This is a genomic window from Pseudocoprococcus catus, assembly GCF_019734885.1.
Classification (GTDB): Bacteria; Bacillota; Clostridia; order Lachnospirales; family Lachnospiraceae; genus Coprococcus_A; species Coprococcus_A catus.
This window is the reverse complement of the sequence record NZ_JAAXCM010000034.1, coordinates 30,962-56,728: the sequence shown is the minus strand read 5'-3', so window position 1 is coordinate 56,728 and position 25,767 is coordinate 30,962. Positions and strand designations below refer to the sequence as shown.

Annotated in this window: 23 protein-coding genes and 1 pseudogene; 1 reads left to right on the top strand and 23 read right to left on the bottom strand. The window is 43.9% G+C overall.

The annotated features are described in order from the left end of the window. The 10 genes and pseudogenes from HED67_RS09975 to HED67_RS09925 all read right to left on the bottom strand — a co-directional run. Entirely contained in the window at positions 1-1,005 is a 1,005-nt protein-coding gene (locus HED67_RS09975) for a glycosyltransferase family 2 protein (RefSeq protein ID WP_221718204.1), read from the bottom strand. Then, positions 942-1,985, bottom strand: a complete 1,044-nt coding sequence (locus HED67_RS09970; RefSeq protein WP_221718203.1) for a glycosyltransferase — start codon at positions 1,983-1,985, stop codon at positions 942-944. Before HED67_RS09970 ends, HED67_RS09975 begins: the two co-directional genes overlap by 64 nt. Before the next feature lie 16 nt (positions 1,986-2,001). Further along, positions 2,002-3,228 carry a glycosyltransferase gene (locus HED67_RS09965; RefSeq protein ID WP_221718202.1) on the bottom strand — a complete coding sequence of 409 codons (1,227 nt, stop codon included), beginning with the start codon at positions 3,226-3,228 and terminating at the stop codon, positions 2,002-2,004. Then, a complete protein-coding gene (locus HED67_RS09960; protein ID WP_221718201.1) occupies positions 3,228-4,229 on the bottom strand; it encodes a DUF6625 family protein in 1,002 nt (333 codons plus the stop codon). The genes HED67_RS09965 and HED67_RS09960 overlap by 1 nt, the downstream gene beginning before the upstream one ends. 4 nt (positions 4,230-4,233) lie before the next feature. Beyond that, positions 4,234-4,965, bottom strand: a complete 732-nt coding sequence (locus HED67_RS09955) for a glycosyltransferase family 32 protein (protein ID WP_178438593.1) — start codon at positions 4,963-4,965, stop codon at positions 4,234-4,236. Continuing rightward, positions 4,932-5,816 (bottom strand): glycosyltransferase family 2 protein, encoded by an 885-nt coding sequence (locus HED67_RS09950; RefSeq protein ID WP_178438590.1) that lies wholly within the window; start codon positions 5,814-5,816, stop codon positions 4,932-4,934. Before HED67_RS09950 ends, HED67_RS09955 begins: the two co-directional genes overlap by 34 nt. Further along, on the bottom strand, positions 5,804-6,916 hold the full coding sequence (locus tag HED67_RS09945; RefSeq protein ID WP_221718200.1) for a glycosyltransferase family 1 protein: 1,113 nt from the start codon (positions 6,914-6,916) through the stop codon (positions 5,804-5,806). Before HED67_RS09945 ends, HED67_RS09950 begins: the two co-directional genes overlap by 13 nt. Before the next feature lie 13 nt (positions 6,917-6,929). Further along, the gene (locus HED67_RS09940; protein WP_221718199.1) at positions 6,930-8,033 is read right to left on the bottom strand and encodes an EpsG family protein; all 1,104 of its coding nucleotides are present in this window, start codon (positions 8,031-8,033) and stop codon (positions 6,930-6,932) included. A gap of 11 nt (positions 8,034-8,044) precedes the next feature. Further along, entirely contained in the window at positions 8,045-9,766 is a 1,722-nt protein-coding gene (locus tag HED67_RS09935; protein WP_330656546.1) for a sugar transferase, read from the bottom strand. Positions 9,767-9,784: 18 nt separating this feature from the next. Beyond that, positions 9,785-10,870 (bottom strand): annotated as a pseudogene (locus HED67_RS09925) (UDP-N-acetylglucosamine 4,6-dehydratase family protein); the annotation flags it as partial. Positions 10,871-11,225: 355 nt separating this feature from the next. Between HED67_RS09925 and HED67_RS09920 the strand changes: the two are divergent. Continuing rightward, entirely contained in the window at positions 11,226-11,810 is a 585-nt protein-coding gene (locus tag HED67_RS09920; protein WP_221718198.1) for a TetR-like C-terminal domain-containing protein, read from the top strand. Positions 11,811-11,844: 34 nt separating this feature from the next. Here the strand turns inward: HED67_RS09920 and HED67_RS09915 are convergent, their stop codons facing one another. The 13 genes from HED67_RS09915 to HED67_RS09855 all read right to left on the bottom strand — a co-directional run bounded on the left by HED67_RS09915 (position 11,845) and on the right by HED67_RS09855 (position 25,591). Next, complete coding sequence (locus HED67_RS09915; RefSeq protein WP_221718197.1) at positions 11,845-12,762, bottom strand: hypothetical protein; 918 nt, start codon at positions 12,760-12,762, stop codon at positions 11,845-11,847. Then, positions 12,759-14,162: a sensor histidine kinase gene (locus HED67_RS09910; protein WP_221718196.1), complete on the bottom strand. Its 1,404-nt coding sequence runs from the start codon at positions 14,160-14,162 to the stop codon at positions 12,759-12,761. The genes HED67_RS09915 and HED67_RS09910 overlap by 4 nt, the downstream gene beginning before the upstream one ends. Then, the gene (locus HED67_RS09905; RefSeq protein ID WP_221718195.1) at positions 14,159-14,818 is read right to left on the bottom strand and encodes a response regulator transcription factor; all 660 of its coding nucleotides are present in this window, start codon (positions 14,816-14,818) and stop codon (positions 14,159-14,161) included. Before HED67_RS09905 ends, HED67_RS09910 begins: the two co-directional genes overlap by 4 nt. 69 nt (positions 14,819-14,887) lie before the next feature. Beyond that, complete coding sequence (locus HED67_RS09900) at positions 14,888-15,592, bottom strand: potassium channel family protein (protein ID WP_221718194.1); 705 nt, start codon at positions 15,590-15,592, stop codon at positions 14,888-14,890. 35 nt (positions 15,593-15,627) lie between these two features. After that, complete coding sequence (locus tag HED67_RS09895) at positions 15,628-16,926, bottom strand: TrkH family potassium uptake protein (protein ID WP_246612180.1); 1,299 nt, start codon at positions 16,924-16,926, stop codon at positions 15,628-15,630. A 197-nt stretch (positions 16,927-17,123) separates the two neighbouring features. After that, a complete protein-coding gene (locus HED67_RS09890) occupies positions 17,124-18,368 on the bottom strand; it encodes a 3-isopropylmalate dehydratase large subunit (protein WP_178438555.1) in 1,245 nt (414 codons plus the stop codon). 16 nt (positions 18,369-18,384) lie between these two features. Next, a complete protein-coding gene (locus HED67_RS09885) occupies positions 18,385-18,876 on the bottom strand; it encodes a LeuD/DmdB family oxidoreductase small subunit (RefSeq protein WP_178438553.1) in 492 nt (163 codons plus the stop codon). A 131-nt stretch (positions 18,877-19,007) separates the two neighbouring features. Next, positions 19,008-20,261: a 3-isopropylmalate dehydratase large subunit gene (locus tag HED67_RS09880; RefSeq protein ID WP_221718193.1), complete on the bottom strand. Its 1,254-nt coding sequence runs from the start codon at positions 20,259-20,261 to the stop codon at positions 19,008-19,010. A gap of 1 nt (position 20,262) precedes the next feature. Then, complete coding sequence (locus HED67_RS09875) at positions 20,263-20,748, bottom strand: LeuD/DmdB family oxidoreductase small subunit (protein ID WP_178438681.1); 486 nt, start codon at positions 20,746-20,748, stop codon at positions 20,263-20,265. A gap of 131 nt (positions 20,749-20,879) precedes the next feature. Further along, positions 20,880-21,287 carry an ATP-binding protein gene (locus tag HED67_RS09870; RefSeq protein ID WP_178438546.1) on the bottom strand — a complete coding sequence of 136 codons (408 nt, stop codon included), beginning with the start codon at positions 21,285-21,287 and terminating at the stop codon, positions 20,880-20,882. After that, positions 21,284-22,993 carry a PP2C family protein-serine/threonine phosphatase gene (locus HED67_RS09865; protein ID WP_221718192.1) on the bottom strand — a complete coding sequence of 570 codons (1,710 nt, stop codon included), beginning with the start codon at positions 22,991-22,993 and terminating at the stop codon, positions 21,284-21,286. The genes HED67_RS09870 and HED67_RS09865 overlap by 4 nt, the downstream gene beginning before the upstream one ends. Positions 22,994-23,007: 14 nt before the next feature. Then, on the bottom strand, positions 23,008-24,765 hold the full coding sequence (locus tag HED67_RS09860; RefSeq protein WP_221718191.1) for an MATE family efflux transporter: 1,758 nt from the start codon (positions 24,763-24,765) through the stop codon (positions 23,008-23,010). After that, a complete protein-coding gene (locus tag HED67_RS09855) occupies positions 24,743-25,591 on the bottom strand; it encodes a phosphatidylglycerol lysyltransferase domain-containing protein (protein WP_221718190.1) in 849 nt (282 codons plus the stop codon). Before HED67_RS09855 ends, HED67_RS09860 begins: the two co-directional genes overlap by 23 nt. Positions 25,592-25,767: the final 176 nt, after the last annotated feature.

Genomic DNA, 25,767 nt, shown 5'->3' with positions numbered 1-25,767 from the left:
TTATCTTCCTTTCAGTTTTCTGTAAATCCTTCGTATGCTGCTGCGGATTACCAGATAGCTGTGCATAAGGTGAAACTGTTCCGTTTTCAGACACCAGACAATGGGTACAAGGGCCGGTTCGATCCCACGAATATCAAGTTCCTTTTTTACGGTTTCCATTGCATACAATTTTCGGGCCAGAAAGGCATCATCTATATGGGATTCATAGCCGTGAAAAATGATACAGGCAGCATAAGTACTGATGATTTTCCTGAAAAAGGGAATATACTGCCTTCGATGAAGATCATTGATGATCCAGTTTCTGATCAGCAGCTGGATTCTCAGTTGTGCAAAGTAATCGACCCTTCCCCTGGATGCGGAATTTTCAGCATTGACTCTGTAGCAAGTCGCTGTATACGGAAGAATCAACACCCGGATCCCGAGACGGTATAAAGAGACGAGAAATTGGAGATCTTCTGCCAGGGTCAGATTTTCATCAAAGTAACGAGCGTTTTGCTGAATGATTTCACGGCGGATCAGTTTATTCCAGAGATAACCAAAGTAACCGGTCCGGTACTGGTATTTCATAAACAGGGATGCTAACTGGGCTGTTGACTGAATCCCTTCTTCGGTGATACTTATCCGGCAAAGCCGGTGATTCTCCAGCTGTTCATAATGGCCGATGATCAGGTCAGCACAAAGATCTTCCCTGTTCCTGAATACCCGTTCCAGGAAATCGCTGTCAGGCACATCATCTCCATCCACAAACCAGATCCATTCACCACAGGCCAGGGCAAGTCCCCGGTTTCTTGCAGCAGATACACCCTGGTTTTTCTGATGGATGATGCTGACCCGGTGGTCAATGGCCGCATAAAAAGCAAGAATGGATGCACTCTGATCCGTTGACCCGTCATTGATGATGATCATCTCCCAATTTTCAAAAGACTGGGAAATGAAGGCTTCTAACACTTCTGGAAGATATTTTTCCTTATTATAGACCGGCATAATGATAGATACGATCGGCACGGCGATTCCCCCAGTAAAAATGTGAGTGTGCGGGCACACTGATGTTTCATCAGCCACAGCTGGATTTTTAATTTCAGAGAAACATCAGGCATCCTGAAATGATCAAAAAAATGTGCCTGATGAAGATCCCTTAAAACATTCCGGATACAGGCCTCCTGTCGCTCCATGCGGATGACATGGCAGGCATAATAAAGCAAATGCAATTGAAGCTGCCGTCGGAAATCATAGTCACTTCTGAATGAAAAATAATTTTCAAGATACCGGTTCATCCTTTTATAGACGTTCCAGGCGCCGGGAGGACAGCTTGTTGTAATGGTGCCTGGATTTTGAAAGTAATTATAAAGTCCCATAGATTTCAGATAAAAAAAACGTTTGGCATGGTAACCGGCCATCGCACTGAAAAGATTGTCTTCTGACCATGGGATATCATCAGCAAAGGCCAGATGATATTGGTTTAGAAATTTTCGGCTGTAAAGACAGTGCCAGACAGAAAGCAGCGGCCCGTAATCCAGATTTTCACCCATGATCAATGAAGGATACAGGTATTTGATGATATCTGCTTTCTCATATAGTCCGGGACGGAGTGCTGTTGTCATCAGCCGCCGCCTGCCTGTTCGTAAAACACGGATATAATCGCACATGACAATATCTGCATCAGATGTTTTAGCAGCTGTCAGCATAATAGCGAACATATCCGGGGCAGCAACATCATCTGAATCCACAAAACCGATATAATCCCCACGGGCAGCGAAAAGGCCGGCATTCCTGGCACTGCTGAGACCGCCGTTGGCTTTATGAATGACATGGATATTGTCTGTACATGCAGCCAGTTCATCACAGATTTTCGGACAGCTATCCGGTGAACCGTCATCAACCAGAAGAACTTCATAATTTTCACAGGTCTGTGCCATCAGGCTTTTGACACAACGCCGCAGATAGGGTTCTACTTTGTAAACAGGAACAATGATACTCAGGTCCATGCTGTCACCTCCCGTGTCAGAAAATGGTTGGACTCACAGAGGAGCTTTCAAATAATTGATCAATTTTCAATGCTTCCGTTTCAGTGGAAAAATCTTCGGACTGACAATGCCGGATCAATGCCAGCTGTTTTTTGGGATTACCCAGAAGCATTGCAATACCCTCTGCACAGTCCTCGTTATTCATAGGAACGATCAGACCGTCGATGCCGTTTTTTAATTGACTGTCTGCTGTAGGAAAACGGGTAATGACAACAGGCTTATGCAGGATCTGTGCTTCTCTCACAGCAATGGATTTGCCTTCATACCGGGAGGGCTGGATATAGAGATCGCAGTGCCTGATGTAGGGATAGGGATTCGCCTTTTCTCCCAGCAAAAAGACATTATTTTCCATCTGTGCTTCACATATCCGGTCTTCGATAAGGGATTGGTCACTGCCGAAACCGATGATGTACCATTTGACAGGCCAGCCGGCATGAATCAATCTGGCACAGATATCAGGTACATTGTCAAAGTTTTTGGCTTTTGTCAGTCTGCCGATAGACAGCAGATGAATAGATGCTGCACCATCGGAAAATTCCGGAGGTATGTCAAAAAGATCAGCCTGCTTTCTGATCAGGTCCGGTGAGAGGATATTTTCCATCAAAAAGATTTTCTTTGCAAGGGAAGGATAAACGCTTACAAAAGACCGGGTGACCGCTTCTGAAATAGAGATAATGTGATTATATACATCCCATACCTTCAGCTCTTCTTCCCTGTCTCCGTCGATCATGGCGTAATCGGTATGTATCCATGCAGCCTTTTTTGAGGCCTGTACCTTTTGATCAACAAGATAATAAGGAATGGTAAAGCCAATGGCCAGATCATAGAGGGTATCGCTGATGACCGGCAGATAAGGCAGCGTATATTTGAAACTGTAATGAATGCTGACGGAATTGTCTTTTTTTAATTGATGTTTTGCTGCATATTGTCCTGCTTTTATTTTTCCTTTCAGACGGCCGTAAAAGATATCCAGGTGACCGTGTTTCAGTACTTTTTGAATCGGAATACCCAAATCTGCATATTTCGGGATTTCAGGAAGCAGCCGGATCTCTTTTGGGATCAGCTCCATCAGAGGGCCGCTGTGATGCAGCAAAAACAGATCAATCTGATATTTTTCTTTATCCAGGGCATTCAATAGTCCAAGCAGTGCCCGCTCAGCTCCGCCGATGGCCATATCAGTGGCTGCGATGAATATTTTTTTCATTATTTTTGATCATTACCTTTCTTGTTGCGGTACAAAAGACTGTCTATTTTATTCGGTTCGTAAAGCAATCTTCTGAAATCACGGTAAACATTCAGAAGCTTTTCTTTTGGTCTGTTAAAATAACCGAATTTTTCCTGATTGCTCTGTGTCCAGAGTGTTTCGCCGATCAAAAGACAGTCATGCTTTTGAAAAGCTTCGGGATATCTGACAAATCGGTTTGGACAGATGATAAAATGCTCCGGATCGATGCCCGGTTCCACATGCATGTGCCGTTTCTGAAGGTGGATATACATGCATTCTTCTTTGACGGGTGTGCCTTTTTCATAACAAATCCGATAAAGTTTTCCCCGTTCATAAAGGTAAATGAATGGGCCGCCGAAACGGTGGATCTCATAAAAAGGAAAATGCCTGAAATCAATGTCTGCGATAACCTCTTCAAGATCGGTAAATGTAAAACCCTCCCTGATCAATTCACCTGTAAATCCGGGATGATAACCATTGACGGTCTCATCGTAGCCATAGACGACAGGGGATGTCAGTACTATTTTGTGGGTCGCATATTTCATAAAAACGTTATTGACCGCCATTGAATTCCTGATCACGCTGAAATGGCCGGTGCGGATACATTTGTCATAGCCTGTCTGTATCTGCCGGGTAAGATATTTTCTGATATTCCCGAAAATCAGGTCACAGTCACAATAGCCCCAGTAATCGTATCCATCCAGATGTTCAGATAAGAAATAGCCATAAAAAGGTTTATAATCACATAATTTGTAGGGCTTTTCAAGGGACAGGGGCAGGTCTGTTTTTTTCTGAAAGTGCTGTTTTAATTCTGACAATGTACATTGAATAACTTTCACATTGTCAGGCGGCGGACATGGTAAAGAATGGTCTGTCAAAATCAGCCAGTCAAAATCCTGTTGATACCCGCAGGAATGCAGCCACAGGTTAAAATAGGCGGGCCTTTTTCCGAAATAAGGCAGAAAGATCAATGTCTTCATGAATTTAGTCACCTGCCTTTCTGAAATAATCTTTTCCAAAAAGCCGGTGAAAGGGCCTGCCGACTCGGTTTCGAAGCTGTTTGGCCGTGGACATCCATGAGGCGTTGTACCAGTGGATGGAATATGTCTTTGTTGTCAGATGCAGATGTCCCGTGGCAGGATCAAAAGGATTAAAGTATTCTGCAGGAAAGACGGCAGCCCCTCCGATTGTTTGAAATTGTCCGGTGGCCCTGAGACCGCATTTTAACAGTGCACCGGTATTTAAGTGAGGACAGCCGATGACCTGGAAGGGGTTTTGCTGAAGGATCTCCTGATATTCATCCAGCATCTGGCTGATCAACGGGTGATGTGCTTCGGCACCGAAACCGATGCCTGTATTGATCAGATGATCTGTCTCGAAGCCGAAGAATGCGGACCATGAAAGCAAAGGGTCAAAAGAGCGGATAATCTCCACATCGGTATCAAAATATATGCCTCCATAAGCTTCAATGACAAAAAGACGAACATAATCACTTAAAAAAGCATATTTTTTATGCTTCCGGCACCACTGAAGATAGGGAATCTGAAGAATTTCTGTATTTTGCTCATTCCATTGGATTATTTCGTAATCCGGACAATATTTTTCCCAGCTTTTCATGCATCTTCTGGCTTTTGCAGGAAGAGGGGCGCCGCCATACCAGCAATAATGTATTTTTTTAGGGATCATGGCACATGAACCTTTCTGTTGATCATACATGTAAGCAGCCATCCCATAGGGGCGCATAAAAGGGTCAGAAATTTTCTGGGGGATTCCTCAACGAATCTTGGGTTGCCGGCGATTATACTGCTTGAACAATAGTGAATGCAGTCTATGACCATACGGCAGGGGCTTCTGGGATAGATCATGGACAGCTTGCGAAAACAGGCAAATCCCTTTGGATTTTTGAGATACTGCAGCCACATATTTCTGGTTGATCCATCTGCCTGGTATTCAACGTTACAGAGTACCTGATTGATCACATAGAGTCTGTATTGCTGATCTGCCAGTATGTATTTGTAGGCAAGCCCCATATATTTTTCACCGTCGAATACCGGATACGGCGGAAGTGATTGCATGATATCTGTCCGGTAGATCAGTTTTTTGTCTCCTGCACCGCCCCGGGCATAATAACCGCCCAGGGTTGTGGCGGTCAGTCCCGGAGGAAAAGCCCTGCCGATAATTTTTCCGGTATTTAAGTCTGCATCCAATCCGATCATTCCGCCGTAGCCTTTGTGTCGGACCTGAACCCAGGTGTGCCTGATCCGGTCAACAGCATCAGGCACAAGGCAGTCATCGGAATCCAGACACATATTTAATTCAGTGTGGATATGGGCATAGGCTGTATTGTGGGCTGTATGCATACCACCGTTTTTTTGATAGAGATATTGTATCTGAAAGGGACTGCTCTGCTTCCATCTTCTGACACAGGCAGCGGTACCGTCCGTTGAGCCATCGTCCACAATGAGCCACAGAAAATCCATACAGGTCTGATGACACAAACTTTTATAAACCCGCGATAATGTATGGGATCGGTTATAGGATGGAGTAAAAATTGTCAGAAGAGCCATGATCGATTCCTCCTTTTGGCCTCTGCATAAAATGTTTCAAGTTTTTCGGCTGCCTGTGCCAGATCATAGCCTGCCTGTCTGATCTCATCTGTGCGATCTTTTCTTGGCAGATGAAGAAGGGATGTTATCTTCTCTGCCCACGCATCAGGCGTTTTTTTCAAATCATATCGGACAACCAGGTGCTTTGTGACAATGCATTCTGCAGGAATGGTGTCTGAAATAAGACAGGGAAGACCGGCTGCCTGTGCTTCAACAATGGAAATACCCAACCCCTCATAATGGGATGGAAAAACAAAGACATCCATGGCCTGCAACAGATCAGGTACATCCCCACGCGATCCGGTGAAGCAGACATGACTGCTGATGCCAAGCCGGTTAATCTTTCTTCGGATGGCTGCTCTCCCGCTGCCGTCTCCCACCAGAAGCAGGATACTCTCCGGATGGTGTTTCAGAAATTCATAAAAAATATCAATCAGAAAGCCATGATTTTTTTGGGGATGAAATCTTCCTACATGTCCGATGACACAGGCCCGGATATCAATATGCAGTTTACGCCGTATAGCCTTGGAGGCTTCCGGCCGGTATGTAAAACGGGCAGCATCTATGGCGTTTGGAAGCACAGAAAAAGAATGTCCCTCAAACATCCATTCGCCGGCTTTCTGACTACAGGCAAAAAAGTCAGTGGCAGCGGAGGGAATCTTGTTTTTGTAATAGCATTTCAATGGATATTTCCAGTTTTTGTCCTGACTGCTGATATGACTATGGGCAATGCGTACAGGGATCCGGCATTGTTTGGCACACTCTAAGGCGACGGCGCTGAAACAATCTTGATGGACATGAATGATCCTGTATTCAGGATGGCTGCCAAGGAAGGCCGTTAATTGCCGGCGATATCTGCGGCTCCATGGAATTAGCCTCTGAAAATGATAGATTTTGCCGCCCAAGGACAGGATTTCTTTGTCATAATCTGCGTTAAATTCACGGTGAACCAGGAAATCGAATTGAATCCGGTCTCTTGGCATGTGCCGGTAATAGTTCATCAGCATGGTTTCCAGTCCGCCTAGGCCCATATAAGTAACGATATGCAATATCCGGATCATTCATTTTCCTCCTTTAGATCAGCTGCCATGCAATATGCATCTGATAATAGAAAAATATCAGGTAGACGCTGATAAAAACAATTCTCACCAGCCAGGCAGATGTCCTGGTAAACATCCGGTCTATCAGCCATGGAAGGATAATATATCCCTGAAGTGTTGTTAAAACAGGAATTCTTCCTATATAAATTCCAGAAGAAAAAGCACTAAGTAGATAGACGGCTGCGGTGCAGATGCTGCAGTTGACACAGAGATTTAAAAGTGGTGAATCAGCCTCATCAATATAGGATTTTCCTGCCAGTGATAACAGTGCCGGAACAGAATAAAATAAAACGCGCAGCATATTGGTGCCATCATCCTGCTGCCAGATATCATTGGTGACAATATCGTTATACTGGGTATCTCTTAGCAGCTCTTCAATGATATCGGTCAGCGGATGAACAAACAGGATCATCATGATCACTGTCATCAGAAGCAAAATGGTTTTTTTATTCCATGCTCTCCCATATATGATCAGGAGGATCGGAAGCACCAGCAGGGCGGATCCATGAATGGAGGCAGCCAGCAAAATCAGCAGCAGCATCAGAAAGTAGTGACGATTGAGCAGACATCGGAAGCTGATAAGGATAATGGATACGGCGATAAACTGGCGCATACCATTGAACATCCAGGAAAGATAATCTGTGGATGCGACAAACATAAAGAAGCATAACCAGAAATCTTTGGAGTACTGTCTGAAAAAGGAAGCCACGCAAAACAGCTGAAAGACTGCGATGATCAGGAAAAAAGCCTGATCGTTATTGCCGATCCAATGTTTCAGAAGCCAGATGAGGATAAAAAAGCCACGATCCTTGGTATGCCCGGATAAATAATTTGTGAATGCTGATGCCGGCAACGGTACTTCCAAAAACATACTTCTGTACACTTCTGTATCCGCAAACTCTGAACGGTTCATGCACCAGAAAATATAGGGCAGAACAAGTATCCATACAGCAACCAGGTGCCAGCGTTCCAGGGTGATGCCGAATACAGACACCTCTGTTTTTGGCAGTGTCAGTGCAAGAATCGGCCCCATCAGAATCGGCCACAGAATCAGCCACCAGTAATTTGTCAGTATCATTTATTTTCCCTTCATGTCATGGTGCGGAGTATCTGGGATGCCTTTGCCACGACGTTTCTTCGGTCAAAATTGACCTCCATATGTTGTCTTCCTGCCAGCCCCATTAGTATACGATGTTCTTCATCCAGCTGCATAAAAGCATCCATTTTCTGATAGAGTGACTGGGAATTTCCCGGTTGACAGAGATATCCGCTGACCTTGTCCAGAACAGCTTCACGGCATCCGGGAATGTCACTTGAAATAACAGGTCGTCCGATAGCCGCCGCTTCAAGAAGAACATTGCTCATGCCTTCATGGTAACTTGGCAGAAGGACGCAGTCGGAATTGCAGTAAAAAGGAATCGGATCCTTTTGAAAGCCATGAAAAATGACTATGCCCAATGATGTCAATTGCCGGAGTTTTTCACGATAGGCTTCTTCAAAAAAGCCGACAACATCAAGCAGCACACGGCTTCCATATTTGTGGTGCAGAAAACAGAAAGCAGTAAGGAGTTCATCAATGCCTTTTTCTTTCATCAAGCGGCCGAGATAAAGGAAATGAATCACCTTTCGTCCCCTGTGACAAGGGTGGTAGGCATACTGCCGGAGATTTACACCGGCACCGGGCAAAACTTTGATCTGTCCGGGAGCAGCAATTCTCTTTTCCAAAAACAGATGGGCATTTGCACGATTTTCAAAGAAGATAACGGAGGCTTTTTTCAATGCATATCGATAGAGTGCCGTTACCCATTTTTCAATAGGTTCTTTTTGAAAAGCGGTGCCAAGCCCTTGGATATTGGTACAATACGGAATATTCAAAATCCGGCAGAGGATGCCGGCATAAATATTAGGCTTGATGGAATACGTAATGACCAAATCCGGTTTTTCCTTTCGAAAAAGACGCAAATAATCAATGAGTAGTCTGGCGTCATTAAAAGGATTGCAGCCCCGCCTGTCAATGACTGTTCTTTTACAATTTGCCCCTGCGTCTGTCAGTTCTTTTATATGGCCGGTAAATGGTGTGATCAGCAGGATCCGGTAAGAATCTGCTAACGCTTCGATCAATTCACGATGAAACTGATAAAACATATACGAATGGTTAGTGCAGATGATTAGTTTATGTTTGACAGGCTGGTCTTTGTTTCCGGTTCCTCCTTCCATGAAGCCCTTTCTTTCAAGAACGGCGATAACTGTGCCAAAAAGACATTTCAGGTCAAGGAAAAATGAAAGATGCTGCACATAGTAGCCATCGTAGGCAGCCTTGTCTTTGATTTCCAGTGTATCTCTTCCGTGAATCTGGGCCCATCCGGTGAGCCCCGGGAAAATGCTGTTGGCGCCATAACGTTCTCTTTCCTGGATCAGATCCGGCTGATTCCACAGTGCCGGTCTTGGACCTACAAGGGACATCTCGCCTTTTGCGATGTTGATGAACTGAGGCAATTCATCCAGACTGTACTGTCTCAGAAATCTTCCGACTTTTGTCAGATATTGATCCGGGTCATTCAGTAAATGAGTGGGACAGTCATGAGGCGTATGCCGTTTCATTGTCCGGAATTTATAGATTTCAAAGAATGAACGGTTGATGCCGAAACGTTTTTGCTTAAAGATCACCGGAAATCCATCTTCTATGACAATACTGATTCCGATGATCAAAAATAAAGGTATCATCAAAACAGATAAGATGAAGCCAATGAAAATATCTGTCAAGTGTTTGATTTTATAGTAACGGTGTCTGTTCCTTTTATGACGGTGCATGATTTGCCTCCTGTGTTCTTATCCGTTTAGAGGAATCTGGGTATCTTCTTTTTCCGGTATATGATATTCCGGCAGCAGTTCTTTCAACAGCCATTTCATGTCACTGCTCTCCTCCTTTGCTGCATGGTAAAGCAGTTTCATTTTTGACTTCAGCTGGAAGATATCAATGGGTTCCTGTTGGCAGATAAAAATTTTGTCATTGGATGTCCGGTTCAGATGTCTTTTATCAATGACCAGTTCCTCATAAAGCTTTTCACCGGGTCTCAGACCAGTAAATACAATCGGAATATCCTGTCCGGGAATCAATCCGGCAAGACGAATCATCTTCTTTGCAAGTTCAAGAATATGTACAGGTTCACCCATGTCGAGAATAAATATTTCTCCGCCCTTTGCGAAGGCTGCTGCCTGGAGTACCAGTGTCACAGCTTCCGGAATCGTCATAAAATAACGCGTCATATCGGGGTGTGTGACGGTGACAGGACCGCCATGGGCAATTTGCTTTTCAAACAAGGGAATGACACTGCCGTTGCTGCCCATGACATTTCCAAAGCGTACAGCCGCATAATCGGTTCTTGATTTTTGTGAGAATTCCTGAATGATCATTTCGCAGATCCGTTTGGAAGCACCCATTACATTTGTTGGCCGGACGGCCTTATCTGTGGAGATCAGTATCATTTTGGATGCATGGTATTTGTCGGAGGCACTGGCAATATGGAAAGTACCGATAATATTATTCTTCACAGCTTCACCGGGACTTGTCTCCATCAATGGGACATGCTTATGTGCGGCTGCATGAAAAATAATTTCGGGCCGGTATTTTCTAAAAATAGTCATGACCCGCTTCTCATCCCTTACAGAACCGATCAGCACGATCAGATCCAGCTTTGGATATCGGAATTGAAGCTCCATCTGCAGTTCATAGGCGTTGTTTTCATAAATATCAAAAATGATCAGCTGTTTTGGATGATATCCGGCAATCTGTCTGCACAGCTCGCTGCCGATGGAGCCACCGCCGCCGGTGACCAGTATCCTGCGGTGGGTGATGCATGCCATCATGCCGGCGGTTTCCGGATGAATCGTCTGTCTGTCAAGTAAATTTTCAATCATCGTCCCAATCCTTCTTTTTTCTGAATTTGTCCTTATTATAGCGGGGATTTTTTATTGGCTCGTCATACTAAAGAATGAGAAAACAGCCTTATTTTTGCCGGACCTGCTGTATTTAAAATATTTTGTCAGTGTGAGTTGGGTATTGGATGATCATGCATGGGAAAGAATAGAAAAAAAGGCTGCTTGTGTCTGTTTTTTTAAACGAATTACTGAAAAAAGGGACTTGATTAATATTTATACTTATTGTATAGTTTAATAGATATAATGTTGATTTGTATACATAATAAACAAAATCGATCAGAGTACCTCATGTTTTGAAAGGCTTTAGGATATAAAATTGGGAGGAAATGAAATGGCTGAAAAGATGGATCGCCGAATTAGAAAGACAAAAGCGCAGCTCAGACATGGTCTGGCTAAATTATTAAAAGAGAAAACCATCAAAGAAATTGCAGTTAAAGAACTGGTGGAAGAAGTGGATATTAACCGTTCGACTTTTTACCTGCATTATACAGATATTTATGATCTGATGGAGCAGACGGAGAATGATCTGAAGAATGAGATCCTGGAGATTATCCATAATGATGAGCCGGTGAAAATTGGAGAAACCATGCCGCATATTACGGAATTGTTTGTTTTTATTGCAGACAACAGAGAAATTGCTTCTGCCCTTCTCGGTCCGAATGGAGATGTTGCTTTCATGCGCCAGATTGAACAGATTATTTCCAGTCACTGTATGAAATATCTGAAGCCTTATCTGGTACACTTAGATGAGCGTACCCTTGAAAGAGTCAACAGCTTTTGTATTGCCGGATGTCTTGGGCTGATCATCAGCTGGATGAAGAATAATTTTGATGATACACCGGAAAGTCTTGCAAAGATTTCTTACACCCTTGTATTATCGGCCTTAAAACCTTATATGACAAAAATCGCCGAGTAAACCCTCGGCGATTTTTTTGCTGTTGCCAATTGCATTAGTTTTCTCTATTCAGCTTGATGTTTAAAAAATGTTCCATATCTAGATAGACAGAACATGTCAGACGGAGCGTATCATTGTCTTTCGTTGTCTGCATAGCCATCATTGCATCTGATGTGGGATACCATTCTGTAGATTTTTTGCCGGATGGCCAGCCTGCATACTCTGCATAACGTTTCAGAAAATAGCAGTCTATATAATTTTCGAAAGTGATTTCTCCACTATATGGAAATTCTGCATCACGCCATTGCCATTCTGCATCCGCAATAGTCCTCATGCTGGTAATATCACCGATATCCAGATTATAAATTTCAGCCCCCAGTAGATAGCCGCTGCTTTCGTCATAGTAGAGTTCCACGTAAGGCAGGGAAATGTATGCGGATGCATAAGCCTCTGCTTGAATATTATTTAAAAAGTCATAGCTCATTTGAAAACAGATGGTCCATATGATTGTTGAATTTCCTTCTTGATCTGTAACAAGAACCGCTTTAATAGAACCTGGCTCAGCAAAGTAGGTGATGGCGTCATTGTAATCCTGCAGGAATGATATATATTTATAAAATTCAGGCATAATCGATTCAAGATCATCAGCCAGTTTCATGAATTCTGCTATGATATTATTCCAGGCCTCTTCTTTGGTTAATTTGTAGCCTCTGCTTAGAATAGCTGCATCCAGGTTTACACTCTCTTCGTTTAATGCGGATTCTATCTGATCCAAATCCTGGATCATAGTGATTTTCTCACTGAATGGCATGCTGTCGATGCTGAGCCCGGAGGCATTGGCGGATTTTTCTACCCTTTTGCCGGTCCATTCCTGATCATAGATCTGAAAAAATATAGATGGAAGCAGAAAGCAAAGCAGGATAACAGCAAGCGTGACCACGGGCAGTAACAGATATTTCTTTTTTAATCTCATTTCATGCTGCCTCCATTTAAAATAGCTTTGACAATGGTTCCCTTTCCGGGGGTACTTTCGAATAACAGTCCGCCATGATGCAGCTGGGCAATTTCCTGGCAGAGTGCCAGGCCAAGGCCGGCACCGCCCTGGGCACGGGAACGGGATTTATCAACACGATAAAAAGCTTCCGTAATACGGGCCAATTCTTCTTTTTTCATACCACGACCGGTATCTGTTACCGTAATTTCACAGCCTTCTGATGTCAGTCTGCCGGTCACAAGGATGGAACCTCCGTTATCTATGGCTTTTCTGGCATTGTCGATCAGATTAACGATCAGAGATTTTGTAAGATCCGGTTCTAATAGGCAGAGCCCTTCATCTGACCGTTCTTTCAGTCGGATCTGTCTTCCTTCCATAGACGGCAGTGTTGTTCTGACAGCACTTTCTATGAGAGCCTGAAGATTTGTCGGACGAAATTCAAAGTCTCTCTTTTTGAGGACCAGCAGATCCAGCAATTTTAATGACAGACTTTCAAGGCGCTGTCCCTCAGAAAAAATATATTCCGCTGCTTCCTGCTGCTCTTCTTTGGTGAGTGCCTGACTGCGCATTAGATCGGCATAACCGATAATGGATGTCATAGGTGTTTTTAACTCATGGGCAAAGCTTCCCATAAATTCTTCCTGTCTGCGGATACTGTCTGCCATTTTGCGGATATTGTCCTCAAGACTGTCTGTCATGTGATTGAAATCTCTGGACAGCAGTTCAATCTCATCACCGGAATGAATATTCGACCGAATAGACAGGTTGCCTCCTGCAATTTTACGGGATGTTTCCGACAGCTGACGAATAGGTTTCGTTAATTTTTCGGAGATCAGCAGTGCACCTATAGAACCAGCCGTCAGGACAAAGGCAAGAATGGCTTTGTAGATTTGAAGCTGTGTCTCCCGGGCAGCATAAACCTGTGTCACATCCTGGGAAATCTCCAGAACAAGGGAGGTGCTGCCGGTATCTATGAGACCTGAAATCTGGACAAAATGACTTGTACCTTTTTGGATATACCGGATCAGACAGCAGGTCTCCTCTTCCATCGTCTGAATATCATCCTGTGTCAGTAAATAAGGCATATAGCCACTCTCATAATAAAGGATCCGATTTTTGGCTTCTTTGAGACGGATGCCTTTCCACATGGAAGCATTCTGGCTGGCCAGCTGATTAAGGGTATATTGATAGGCTCTCTGATTCATATCCTTTGAAACAAGCAGCATATTCTGGATCATTCGATGGGTGTTCAGTGCATTGGCCTTTTCTTTGTTCAGTGATGTCTGAAATGAGACAAAGATCAAAAGACAGGCACTGACCACATAGAAGAATGAAAGAAAGGCTGTCATATAAAGCATCACTTTGTATTTGAATTTCATGTTGTGTCCACCAATCTGTAGCCCACTTTCGGGATAGTAACAAGGGCTTTCTCCCAGCCGACTTTTTTGCGCATACGCTGTACATGAAGCTCTACTGTTCTTGATCCCGGAACATATTCACCGCCCCATACCCGTTCGTAGATCGTTTCCTTGTAGAGGGCAATACCGGGATTCCTGGCGAATAATAATAACAATTCATACTCTTTATTAGTCAGCTGGATTTCATCGTCCCCTCTTTTGACTGCCATACTGACGGTATCAATATCAATACCGGCCACATGGAGATGCCGGATCATTTTGTTGTAACGTCTGAGAACGACTTCCACTCTGGCCAGCAATTCAATGATCTCAAAGGGCTTGATGATATAATCTTCCGCTCCCATTTTCAATCCTCGGACACGGTTGCCTACAGAATTGACGGCGGTAAGAAAGATAACAGGAATCCCCAACGGTCTGATGTAATCCATCAGTTCAAAACCGTTAGCTCCCGGCAGCATGATATCCAGCAGAATTAAGTCAAAGATTTCCTGATCCAGCAGTTCCACAGCGGCATTGCCGTCATAAGCACACGTACAGTGATAACCTGCTTTTGTCAGACTCAGCCTGATCAGGTTTGAAATGGGTTTTTCATCTTCCACAATTAAAATGCGTATCATGTGGCGTTCCTCCTGTCGGATGATTTTAATAAGATACATTTTAAACAAAAAATGCATCAGAAAAGCATCTTAATCGTTGAGCCACTGATTGAGCTTGAAAATACCTTCTTTGGATCCGGAAACAAAGAGAATATCCCCTTCTTTGAATCTATAATCCGGTGTTACAAGATTGATAACGATATCGTCACTTTGAATGGCAATGATATTCAGGCCAAAGCGTTCTCTGAGGTTGATATCTCTGACACTTAACCCAATTGCCGCATTTGCTACAATTGTTTTGGATATATTGATCTGTTCGCTCAATTGAACTATATCAAGATTATGTGAATTTTCAAGGCGGCTTGCAAGGCGGATGGCCATATCCCGTTCAGGAAAAACAACTTCCGCTCCCAGTTTTTCAAGAATAATCCCATGCTCTGCGGTTGCTGCTTTGGCAATGACTCTTGGAATACCCAGTGAGACAAGGTTGAGGGTCGTCAGTATGGATGTATCCAGATGTTCGGCAATGCAGACGATGGCGGCATCACAGTTCTGGATACCGGTTTCAATGAGCGTTTTTTTGTCCAGATTTGCAACAACGTAGGCATGTTCAGTCATTTCACGCAGGGTCCGGACCCTTTCCTCGTTTTTATCCATTACAACGATCTCTGCTCCGGCTGAAGCCAGATCCATGGCCAGTGCCGAACCAAAACGGCCGAGACCCACGATACCGTAAGTCATGTTTTTATTTTTTGAATTCCTGGAACAATATGAATTATTTTTTAAATTTAACATTTTTATCTCCTGTCTGTTGAAATATTGGTCTGACGTTATCCGACAACAATATTGCCATCGGGATAAAGTGCGAGTTCTCCACGTGAAAAATACCATAAAGAGGCAATGGTCAGTGGTCCGAGTCTTCCGGTAAACATCATCATGATTGAAAGTATTTTGGCAGGAAGATGCAGACCGGATGAAATACCGGTTGATAATCCCGCAGTTGAAAAGGCACTGGTCATTTCGAATAATGCATCCAGCAGATCCACCTGCGGTTCCAGGATCATCAGAATGTAGGTGGATGTGATGACGACACCTGCCGCCAGAATGGAAATAACGGCGGCTTTTTTGAAGGCATCTTTCGGAATAGAATAATGAAAGGCCTTTTCCGATTGGTTGGTGGCTGCTGAAAAAATTCCCCGGATCAAGACAAAAAAGGTGCTCGTCTTGATGCCACCGCCTGTTGATCCCGAAGATGCACCGATAAACATCAGCACGATCATCACAAGTAATGCAGGAGCACCGAAATCGCCGATAGGACGTGAGGCAAAACCGGCTGTTCGGGTGGAAACACTGTGAAACAGCGCACATAACCACGAAACGGGTTCTGTTAATTTGATCAATAAAGTACCGATGATGATCAAAGTCAGACTGACAGATAAGACGACTTTGGTATGCATGGACAGCTTCTTCCATTGACATTTCTTTTGCCATAATTCCTGAATAACAAGGAAGCCGATGCCGCCGAAAAAGATGAGGACACAGGTAATGATATTCAGAAAAATATTATCCGCATAGGGAACCATACTCTGTCCGCCGCCAAAAATGTCAAATCCGGCATTATTAAAAGAGGCAACGGAATGGAACAGACTGACGCCGATGGCCCTGAACAGGGAATAATCCTGTATAAAAACGATGAAACTCAGTGCTGCGCCGATCAATTCGATTAGCAGGGTAGTTTTAAAAACTGTATAGACAAAACCGATCAGTCCCCGGCCTGCATCCAGATTCATAGACTCACGAATGAGCATTCGCCCTTTCAGGTTGACACGTCTGCCCATGGCCAGAATGACGCCAGCGCTGATGGATGTGACACCTAAGCCGCCGATCTGGATTAGCACAGCCAGGAAAAATTGCCCGAGAGCCGTGAAAGTATCACCGGCATCCACCACTGTCAGGCCGGTGACACAGACGGCACTGGTAGATGTGTATAAGGCATCAATGTAATTCAAATGAGTGCCGGGCTGAATGCTGCATGGCAGCATCAGCAATAACGAACCGATAAAAATCACCAGGGCAAAGCCGCTGGCAATAATCCTGGGGGCGGATTGTGTTTTCAGTAGTTTATTCAATATGATTTCCTCCCATCGTAAACAAAAGATCTGCAATAGGTTGCAGACAAATATAAAAACAGTATAATCCAAATTCCGGAATAACGGAAGAGGAAAAAGGGAAAAACCGCATTTGCACAGAAAAGTACAAACACGGTTTTTCATAGAATGAATTTATTTATAATGATAATTTGTGGGCAGTTAGAAAGAGTTCCTGTTTATTCCGGAGTGACGATTTTACCGGCAACTGCACAGGCTGCTGCTGTTCTCGGGGATGCCAGATAAATTTCGACACTGGATGTACCCATACGGCCCAGGAAATTACGGTTATTGGTAGCAACAACACGTTCTCCGTCAGACAGGATGCCGCCTGTTCGGCCGCAGCAAAGACCGCAGCCAGGATGGGTAATAATAGCACCTGCATCTGCCAGGATTTCCATGATGCCCTGGTCCACAGCCTGCTTATAAATCTTGCGGCTGGCAGGGGTAACGATCAGTTTAACATAATCAGCGACTTTCTGTCCTTTTAAGACCTCTGCTGCCGCTGAAAGGTCTTCCAGACGGCCATTGGTACATGAACCGATAAAGACCTGATCGATCGGTGTGCCTTCAAGGGTGCTGACATCACGGATTTTGTCCACTTGTGAAGGACAGGCCATTACAGGCACGAAATCCTCGGCACGGTAAGTGATGGTTTTCATATAAACGGCATCCTCATCGCCTTTAAGGCTCTTCTGATAATCGTTGAGAGTGACATCACAATATTCAGCTGTTTTTTCATCCGGTGTAAATAAGGCACATTTGGCACCGGCTTCAACGGCCATATTGGACATGGTCATACGGCTTGCCACAGACATATTGTCAACCGTGCTGCCTGTAAATTCAAGTGCTTTGTAAGTCGCACCGTCTGCACCGAGATCACCGATCAGGCGAAGGATGATATCCTTGGACATGACATTGACAGGAAGTTCTCCTTCAATGACAACTTTGATTGTCTCAGGCACTTTGATCCACATCGTACCTGTACCGAGAATGCTGGCCATTTCTGTATAGCCGATACCGGATGAGAAGGCACCAACACAGCCGTAAGTTGTTGTATGGCTGTCTGTACCGAAAACAACGTCTCCCGGTTTAACGTAACCGGCCTCTGTCATCAGCTGATGGCAGATACCATCACTTCTGTGGACGTGAGGCATGCCGTATTTGGCTGCAAATGCATCACCGATACGAAAATGCCTTGTATCATCCAGCTGGCTGGCGGGAACCAGATGGTCATAGATCAGAATCACTTTTTCCGGATCATAGAGTTTTGTAAAACCCATTTCTTCAAATTTTTCTGCTACAAAAGGAATAAAAATATCATGAATCATGACGCGGTCTACATTCACTGTGACGATATCGCCAGGTTTGACATTTTTTCCTGTATTATGTCGGATAATCTTTTCAATAATTGTCTCGCCCATTGTCTGCTCCTTTCTCTTAATCCAATCCGTTCAGCTTTCGCATGGCACCTACAAGGCCGCCTGCCTGAATGATGTTCATGAGATTTTCAGGCAGAGAGGCGATGGGATATTCTTTGCCGCTGTAGTCAATATGCTCATTCATATGAACGGTAATGGTATCGCCTTCTTTGATATCATCATGAAGATCAGGCTGTTCGATCAGAAGCAGACCGTTGTTGATGGAATTTCTGAAAAAGATTCTTGCAAAGGATTTGGCAATGACACACTGGATGCCCAATGCCTTGATGATCTCAGGTGCCTGCTCTCTCGAGGAACCGCAGCCGAAATTCTTGCCGGCAACAATGATGTCGCCTTTTTGTATCTGCCCTGCCAGTTCAGGACGCAGGGGACTGAAACCATACTGTTTCATATCGTCAATTGTTTTCATGGCCAGATACTCTGTGGGAATAATGATATCGGTATCAATATCATCGCCAAGTACCCAAACCTTACCTGTCATATTTTCCATATCTGTTACACCTCATCGTCATTTCGCTGTTGTTATCCGGATCGTTACCCGCAGTCAGCTGATTGCCATATCTACTCTGGAGATTGCTGTAAATCCTGCGAATCATTCTCCGGATACTATGTATTTATCAATTAATGAATATCTTCAGCTAAAGCAATCTTTCCCGCAATGGCGGATGCTGTTACTGTTGCTGCGGAACCGAGATAAACTTTGGAGCTTGGATGGCCGGCACGCCCCTTGAAGTTGCGTGTACCTGTGCTGATCAGTACTTCATTCTCACCGATGACGCCCTGACAGCTTCCCCAGCAGACGCTGCAGTTCGGGTTCATGACAATGGCACCGGCATCCATAAAGATATCGATCAGACCTTCTTTTAATGCCTGTTTGTAAATTTCAAGGCTGGCAGGTACAACAAGGAAACGAACACTGTCAGCAACCTTATGGCCTTTGATAATAGATGCACCCACCCGAAGATCTTCAATGCGGCCGTTATTGCAGGAACCAAGGAACGCTTCATCAATCTTAATTCCCTGGACTTCCTCAGCCGGACAGAGATTATCTACGAAATCAGGTTTGGCCACAACAGGGCGGATTTTTGACAGATCAAATGTATATTCTCTTACATAAACTGCATCCGGATCACTGTGATAAATGGCCTTTGGTTTGCGTCCGTGTTCTTCAAGGTAAGCAATAGCTTTCTCATCCGGCTCAAAAATACCTGTTTTGGCACCGGCCTCAACAGCCATGTTGCACAGAGCAATACGATCTGAAATGCTCAGTGTCCTGGCTCCCTCGCCTGTAAACTCCATAACCTGATAGTTACAGCCGTTGGCACCGACAGTGCCGATGATCTCAAGAATCAGATCTCTGGCATAGACACCTTCAGGTAATTTCCCGACAAGGTTAAATTTGACAGTTTCTGGCACCAATACCCATGATGTACCTGTGACCATGCCGTAAAGGAAGTCTGTACATCCTACACCGGTACCAAAAGCACCGACAGCACCATAAGAACATGTATGGCTGTCTGCACCGAAGATCAACTCTCCTGAACGGACATAATTCTCCAGCATGATCTGATGGCAGACACCCTTTCCTTCCCAGAAATCAATGCCGTTTTCTCTGGCAAAATCTCTCATCTTCTTCTGGGATGCAGCTGTTTTAGGATTGTCAGAAGGCACATTGTGGTCAACAATAAAAACCAGTTTCTTCGGATCCGCAATATGCGGATGCTTCAGCTGATTGTTGTACATGTCAACGGTCAGATGTGTTGTACCGTCATTACTCATCATTTTGTCAAGATTTACTGTATGGATATCGCCGGGACGTACGCTTTCAACACCTGCAGCTGCGGCAATAATTTTCTCTGCAATTGTCATTCCCATCTTATTTGTCCTCCTCTTTATTTAAAGAAGCGATCAGACCGCCCTGATTTAAAATATGCTGCATATATTCCGGAAGTTTTGTACATGTGTAAGTCTTTCCGTTGGCTTCTACAGTACCTTCAGACATGTGAAGGATCATTGTATTCCCTGTCTGGACATCATCCGGAAGATCTTTGCAGACGATAGCCGGCAGTCCGATATTGATGGCATTTCTGAAGAAAATTCTGGCAAAGGATTTGGCAATCACTGCTTTCACGCCAAGGGCTTTTAACACACCGGGAGCCTGTTCTCTTGAAGAACCGCAGCCAAAATTCTCACCGGCAACAACAAAGTCACCAGGCTGTACCTTTTTGGCAAAATCCGGGTCCTGAGACTCAAATGTATGGGCTTTCATTTCTTCCAGATTCGGCAGCAGCAGATACTGCGATGCGATAATCTGGTCTGTATCAAGATCATTATAAAATTTAAAGATTGTTCCTTTATCCATCATGAAAATTCCTTTCTTTTCTTAATCACTCTGATACTATTTTACCACAGATTGATATATAATAAATATGCATATTTTAAATAGACGTTATAACATTCAGTTATAGCGTCCGAAAAACTTCTAATTAATAATTATATATTTTTTTTGATTCGGAGGATATTCTGCCCGTCCTTATATTCGTAATCAATGCTGTCCATGGATTTCTTTACCATGAAAATACCCAGACCGCCAATCTCCCGCTCTTCCGCGGAAAGGGTGATATCGGGATCTTCCTTTTCAAGGGGATTGTAAGGGGTACCGCCGTCAATAAAAGTAATCACAACGGACATAGGTTCTTCAATCACTTCGATTTTGACAGTTGCAGACCCGACAGAGGGATGATAGGCATAATGTGCAATATTGCTGAATACTTCATCGATAGCGATATCGATCTGCATCTGTGCTTTCATGGGACAATCGATTTTCTCCAATTCTTCATCTACAAATGCCGTAACAGTTGAAATGTTTTCTACGGTTGCATCTAAGGTTAACTCTTTCATTGCGCATCAACCTCCATTTTCTTTTTGTAATCCAGACAAAGCATGGTTATATCATCAAACTGCGGGGCATCTCCCACAAATGTATCAATGCCGTTTTTGACAGCGGTCAAGATCGCATGGGTATCATTTTCTTTGACAGAGTTCAAAGTTGTCTGAAGACGATCCATGCCAAACAGTTCATTCTGTGCATTGGTTGCTTCTGTCACACCATCTGTGTACTGGAAAATCATGTCACCGGGTTCCAGCATCATGGAACCGCTCTTATAACGCATGCCTTCCATACCTGCAAGGACAAAACCCGGACGGATCTTATAGGCTTCAAAACTTTCGTTTTTCTTGCGGATAAACGGCATTTCGTGTCCTGCATTGACATAACGGAATTCTCCTGTGACAAGATTGAGGACACCTTCAAAAGCTGTGATAAACATATCCTCGCTGTTGGATTCACAGAGAAGATTATTGACCTTTGAGAAAATATCGCCAAGATCTATGCCCGGCTGTGTATGATCTTTGATCAGCGTTTTGCCGATAACCATAAACAGTGCGGCAGGGACACCTTTACCGGAGACGTCTGCCATAACGATGGCGATATGACGGTCATCCACCATAAAGAAATCATAGAAGTCGCCGCCAACTTCTTTGGCAGGTGTCATGGATGCATATATATCAAATTCCTCACGGTTCGGAAACGGCGGGAATATACATGGAAGCATGGAAGACTGAATCTGTGTGGCAATATTCAATTCCGCACCAATGCGTTCTTTTTCCGCAGTAACAGCGGTAATATTCTGAATATATTGATTGATGTCTGTTTCCATCTGACGAATAGAATCATAAAGGTCGCGGATCTCATCATTGGACTTGATGGTGAGATCTGAAATAGCTGTTTGTACCGGTTCCTTTGAGCCTTTCTCCTCTCTTCTTGCAACAAATGTCTGGGCCGATCCGGCCAGCTTCTGAAGCGGTTTTGTCAGTGTATAACGGAAATAGCAAATGACCAGAATCACAATGATCAATGTCAGAATAATGAGCCATGTCAGCATCTGCTTCAGGAAATCCATCTGCTGACTGACAACTTCGTTCATGCTGATATCCACACCGATCAAAGCGATAGCCTTACCATCTTCAGAATAAATCGGTTCATAGCCGGAACAGAGCCATCCGTATTCACCTTCCGATACTGTCGGCGGGATTTCTTCATTGGATGTGTACTGTTCAAAACCAGCTGTATTGTCTTCTCTTTTGCCGAATATGGTCATATCTTCATCAGGATCTGCCAGATATGTTGAATAGTTGGCCTGATTGTTCAGAACATAAACATAAGTCATACCCATATTATTGCGGAAATCTTCGAGAATAGACAACACTTTTTCATAATCATCGTAAACACCCTTTTGGATCATCCAGTCTTTGACAAGATCCGGGTTATCAGATGCAATGGCTTCTTCTCTCACGATTTCCAGTTCCGGATCGGATGCTGCCTCCTTTAATTGTTCGATATAATCAGCAGGGATATATTTGGAAAGGGTTTTGCTGATATTGACAACCTGATTCTTGTAATACTGATTCATGGTGGTTGAATGAAGATAATAGCCGGCATAGATGGCAGTGGAACCGATTAAAATTGCCATGACAATGACAATGGCAGTAATCTTCATAACAACGGAAAACCTTCGTTTATCGGTTATTTTTTTATTTGATTGCATATGATTGCTCCTTTTTATACGATAATCGTTGTGACATTAAATCCCTGATAGCGTCGATAATAAAACTCTTTGGCTTTCTTCTTGATCATCAGGATCCCCATGGCATCAATGGCGGCATGGTCTGATGCAGAGTCGACATTCAGACGTTTAGTCTGCATCTCAAAAGGATTAAATGAAACCGCACTGTCCCGGATGTTTACTACGATATTGCCTGTCTCCTCAGGTGTAATGGTAAGCTGTATGTATTCCTCCGGATCGTTTTTAAAAGCGTGTTCAATGATGGCGGTACACAACTCTTCCACAACCATGGAAATCACATAGGACTGTTTGATGCCGGAATCACTTTGTTCAAGGTAATCCTCCACCTGACTCAGAAGACGAGATACATCTTTCTGATCATTTGTCAAGGTATAAGAAAAGACATTATCATCCTCTTCCGGAATTGCTTTAAAGATCACAAATGAAGCTGCCAAGGCCGTAAGAATTTCTTCTGCCGGCAGGGCATACCAGAAGTATTGTGTCCAATATATGCCGATAATGGCAGATATCGGGAATAAAATAACAAAATTTCTCAGCAGCGTAATGATGCCGGCTGCTTTCGGCTTTTCGATGGCCTGATAAAAACAGGCGGATATCTCAACAAAAGCCGTAAAAGAAATACTGATGCAATAAGCGCGGATAGCAGAAACGGAAAGGGCATTGTTCAGACCGAACATGGAAGCAACGGGGTCTGCAAAAACAGCAATGACAATGCCCAGCAGGATACTGCCGATACAGCCATACAGGAGTGCCGTTTTAAGCAGTTCGATGAGATTTTCTCTGTTATGTTCTGCATTAAATGTAGATGCCAACGGGCTCATTGTCTCGCAGGCAGCCGTATAAATAAAACATCCGATATAAGTCACATTCATGACAACATCAAAAACCGCTACATATAAATTGCCGTCGGGAGCAAAATGCATCAGCAGATTGTTCATCATGATCAGATAAAGGCATTGAAAAAAGTATCTTGAGGAAGTTGACAGGCCGATTTTGAATGATATTAGTGTCTCTGCAAAATCGATCTTACTAAGGGCCATATGCAGATGATATCCGGGCTTAAAAAAGTGTGTAGTAAGAATCAGAACACTGACGAACTGACCGATGACAGTTGCCCATGCAGCACCCTGTACGCCTATATCAAGACCAACCACCAGTATCCAGTTCAAGGCAACATCCGACAGACAGCCGATGACATAGGAAATGGAGGCAATTCTCTGATCATCATCGCAGCGGACAAATTCATAAAAAACGAAATTGATCATAAAGATGGGGAATGTCCATAGAATTAGGGAGGCATAGTCCTTACACATTTTTATAACAGCTGCATCCGCTGCTGCTCCTCCCAACAGATGGACGATCGGCGTCAATAACAGGTTGCCGGCAATACCTATGAAGGCTGAGACAAGTACAGACAAGAGCAGGATCTGATTGAAATGACTGACTGCAGCTTCATCCTTGCCTTTGCCCATTAATTTGCTGAAGGTAACAGCACCTCCCACGGAAAAGCCGTAACCGAGAATATTGTAAAGGACATAAATCGGGCTGACCATACCAATGGCAGCCAGACCGGATGCCCCCATCTGTCTTCCGACAACAACTGCATCCATGATATTAGCCGCCACAAGGCCAAGGGACGCCAGATTGGTCATCCAGAAAACTTTATGAAACATTTTCCGGCAAAAAAACCTGCCTTTTCCAGACTGTAGGTTAATGATATTTGAAATCTGCATTGTATGCCTCCAATATAAAGACAGGAAGATATAATTGCTTCATCCGGCGCAGGCCTTTGATGCCCATATCCTCTTCTAAATTGATGTATTGATAGTGTCCCTGCAGGCGGCTGGCCATTTCATAAATACAGGCAGCGACGGCAGAAGAGCCGAACCCTTTGGTATAATCTGTAGCTGCCATGGTGAAGGTATCCGGAGTGTTTTCATAGCCGAATAAAAAGGCCCGTTCATTCTGACACCGGATCTCAATGCCGGTCATCCCGTATTCTGTGTAATGGTCCAGCATATAGATGACTTCCGGCAGCTGCTTTTCAAATAAATCATAAATCCGCTGATCCAGCCAGTCCGGATCGATCATTCGGACTGTATACGGATACTCCCTGGAGAATTTCCTGCATTTCCTCTTAAAATTAGAAGATATATTGCCGGCTGTCAGTGACAGTGCTGCTGTCTCGTAAATATATTCGCTGGCATCACAGTCTTTGCGAATTTCATACCCGGATTGCTGCAGATACGCAGCCTGGTCTGCACTTAAATAGGCAAAGTTCTTCTCTGATTGGGGCCAGTTAAGATGATTGATAAAGTCCAGGCCATGTCCGACATTGCCGAAAGGATATAGAAAGCGCTGCAGGCGGCTGCTGTAAACCAGAAAAAAATCACCGCCGTCATATCCGGTAAAACCATAATAATTCTGCCATGAAAAAACAGATTGTTCACTGGTTGCTGTCAGCGGACGGTGCAGGGTATCTCTTAAATTATGGATTTTCGTGTAATCACTTTTTTTTAGCGGCGTCAAGTGATTCTTTATTACTTTGATAACGATCATCTCCTCTATGATGTTATTATAACAGAATTTCAACCATATTGTAGCAAAAAAAGAGACAGGATACGCTTCCTGCCTCTTTGATGAATTCTTGTTCTAAATTCCCGGTAATTTTTTATACTTGGACAATTTTTAGATTGGTTGGCAATTTTACCCTTTAATAGGATAGTTTGCTTTCC

What these genes read in the sequence shown, in the direction of transcription:
- HED67_RS09970 (WP_221718203.1), bottom strand. Translation starts at nt 1,985, where the DNA reads ATGGACCTGAGTATCATTGTTCCTGTTTACAAAGTAGAACCCTATCTG.
- HED67_RS09965 (WP_221718202.1), bottom strand. Translation starts at nt 3,228, where the DNA reads ATGAAAAAAATATTCATCGCAGCCACTGATATGGCCATCGGCGGAGCT.
- HED67_RS09960 (WP_221718201.1), bottom strand. Translation starts at nt 4,229, where the DNA reads ATGAAGACATTGATCTTTCTGCCTTATTTCGGAAAAAGGCCCGCCTAT.
- HED67_RS09955 (WP_178438593.1), bottom strand. Translation starts at nt 4,965, where the DNA reads ATGTATGATCAACAGAAAGGTTCATGTGCCATGATCCCTAAAAAAATA.
- HED67_RS09950 (WP_178438590.1), bottom strand. Translation starts at nt 5,816, where the DNA reads ATGGCTCTTCTGACAATTTTTACTCCATCCTATAACCGATCCCATACA.
- HED67_RS09945 (WP_221718200.1), bottom strand. Translation starts at nt 6,916, where the DNA reads ATGATCCGGATATTGCATATCGTTACTTATATGGGCCTAGGCGGACTG.
- HED67_RS09940 (WP_221718199.1), bottom strand. Translation starts at nt 8,033, where the DNA reads ATGATACTGACAAATTACTGGTGGCTGATTCTGTGGCCGATTCTGATG.
- HED67_RS09935 (WP_330656546.1), bottom strand. Translation starts at nt 9,766, where the DNA reads ATGCACCGTCATAAAAGGAACAGACACCGTTACTATAAAATCAAACAC.
- HED67_RS09920 (WP_221718198.1), top strand. Translation starts at nt 11,226, where the DNA reads ATGGCTGAAAAGATGGATCGCCGAATTAGAAAGACAAAAGCGCAGCTC.
- HED67_RS09915 (WP_221718197.1), bottom strand. Translation starts at nt 12,762, where the DNA reads ATGAGATTAAAAAAGAAATATCTGTTACTGCCCGTGGTCACGCTTGCT.
- HED67_RS09910 (WP_221718196.1), bottom strand. Translation starts at nt 14,162, where the DNA reads ATGAAATTCAAATACAAAGTGATGCTTTATATGACAGCCTTTCTTTCA.
- HED67_RS09905 (WP_221718195.1), bottom strand. Translation starts at nt 14,818, where the DNA reads ATGATACGCATTTTAATTGTGGAAGATGAAAAACCCATTTCAAACCTG.
- HED67_RS09900 (WP_221718194.1), bottom strand. Translation starts at nt 15,592, where the DNA reads ATGTTAAATTTAAAAAATAATTCATATTGTTCCAGGAATTCAAAAAAT.
- HED67_RS09890 (WP_178438555.1), bottom strand. Translation starts at nt 18,368, where the DNA reads ATGGGCGAGACAATTATTGAAAAGATTATCCGACATAATACAGGAAAA.
- HED67_RS09885 (WP_178438553.1), bottom strand. Translation starts at nt 18,876, where the DNA reads ATGGAAAATATGACAGGTAAGGTTTGGGTACTTGGCGATGATATTGAT.
- HED67_RS09880 (WP_221718193.1), bottom strand. Translation starts at nt 20,261, where the DNA reads ATGGGAATGACAATTGCAGAGAAAATTATTGCCGCAGCTGCAGGTGTT.
- HED67_RS09875 (WP_178438681.1), bottom strand. Translation starts at nt 20,748, where the DNA reads ATGGATAAAGGAACAATCTTTAAATTTTATAATGATCTTGATACAGAC.
- HED67_RS09870 (WP_178438546.1), bottom strand. Translation starts at nt 21,287, where the DNA reads ATGAAAGAGTTAACCTTAGATGCAACCGTAGAAAACATTTCAACTGTT.
- HED67_RS09865 (WP_221718192.1), bottom strand. Translation starts at nt 22,993, where the DNA reads ATGCAATCAAATAAAAAAATAACCGATAAACGAAGGTTTTCCGTTGTT.
- HED67_RS09860 (WP_221718191.1), bottom strand. Translation starts at nt 24,765, where the DNA reads ATGCAGATTTCAAATATCATTAACCTACAGTCTGGAAAAGGCAGGTTT.
- HED67_RS09855 (WP_221718190.1), bottom strand. Translation starts at nt 25,591, where the DNA reads ATGATCGTTATCAAAGTAATAAAGAATCACTTGACGCCGCTAAAAAAA.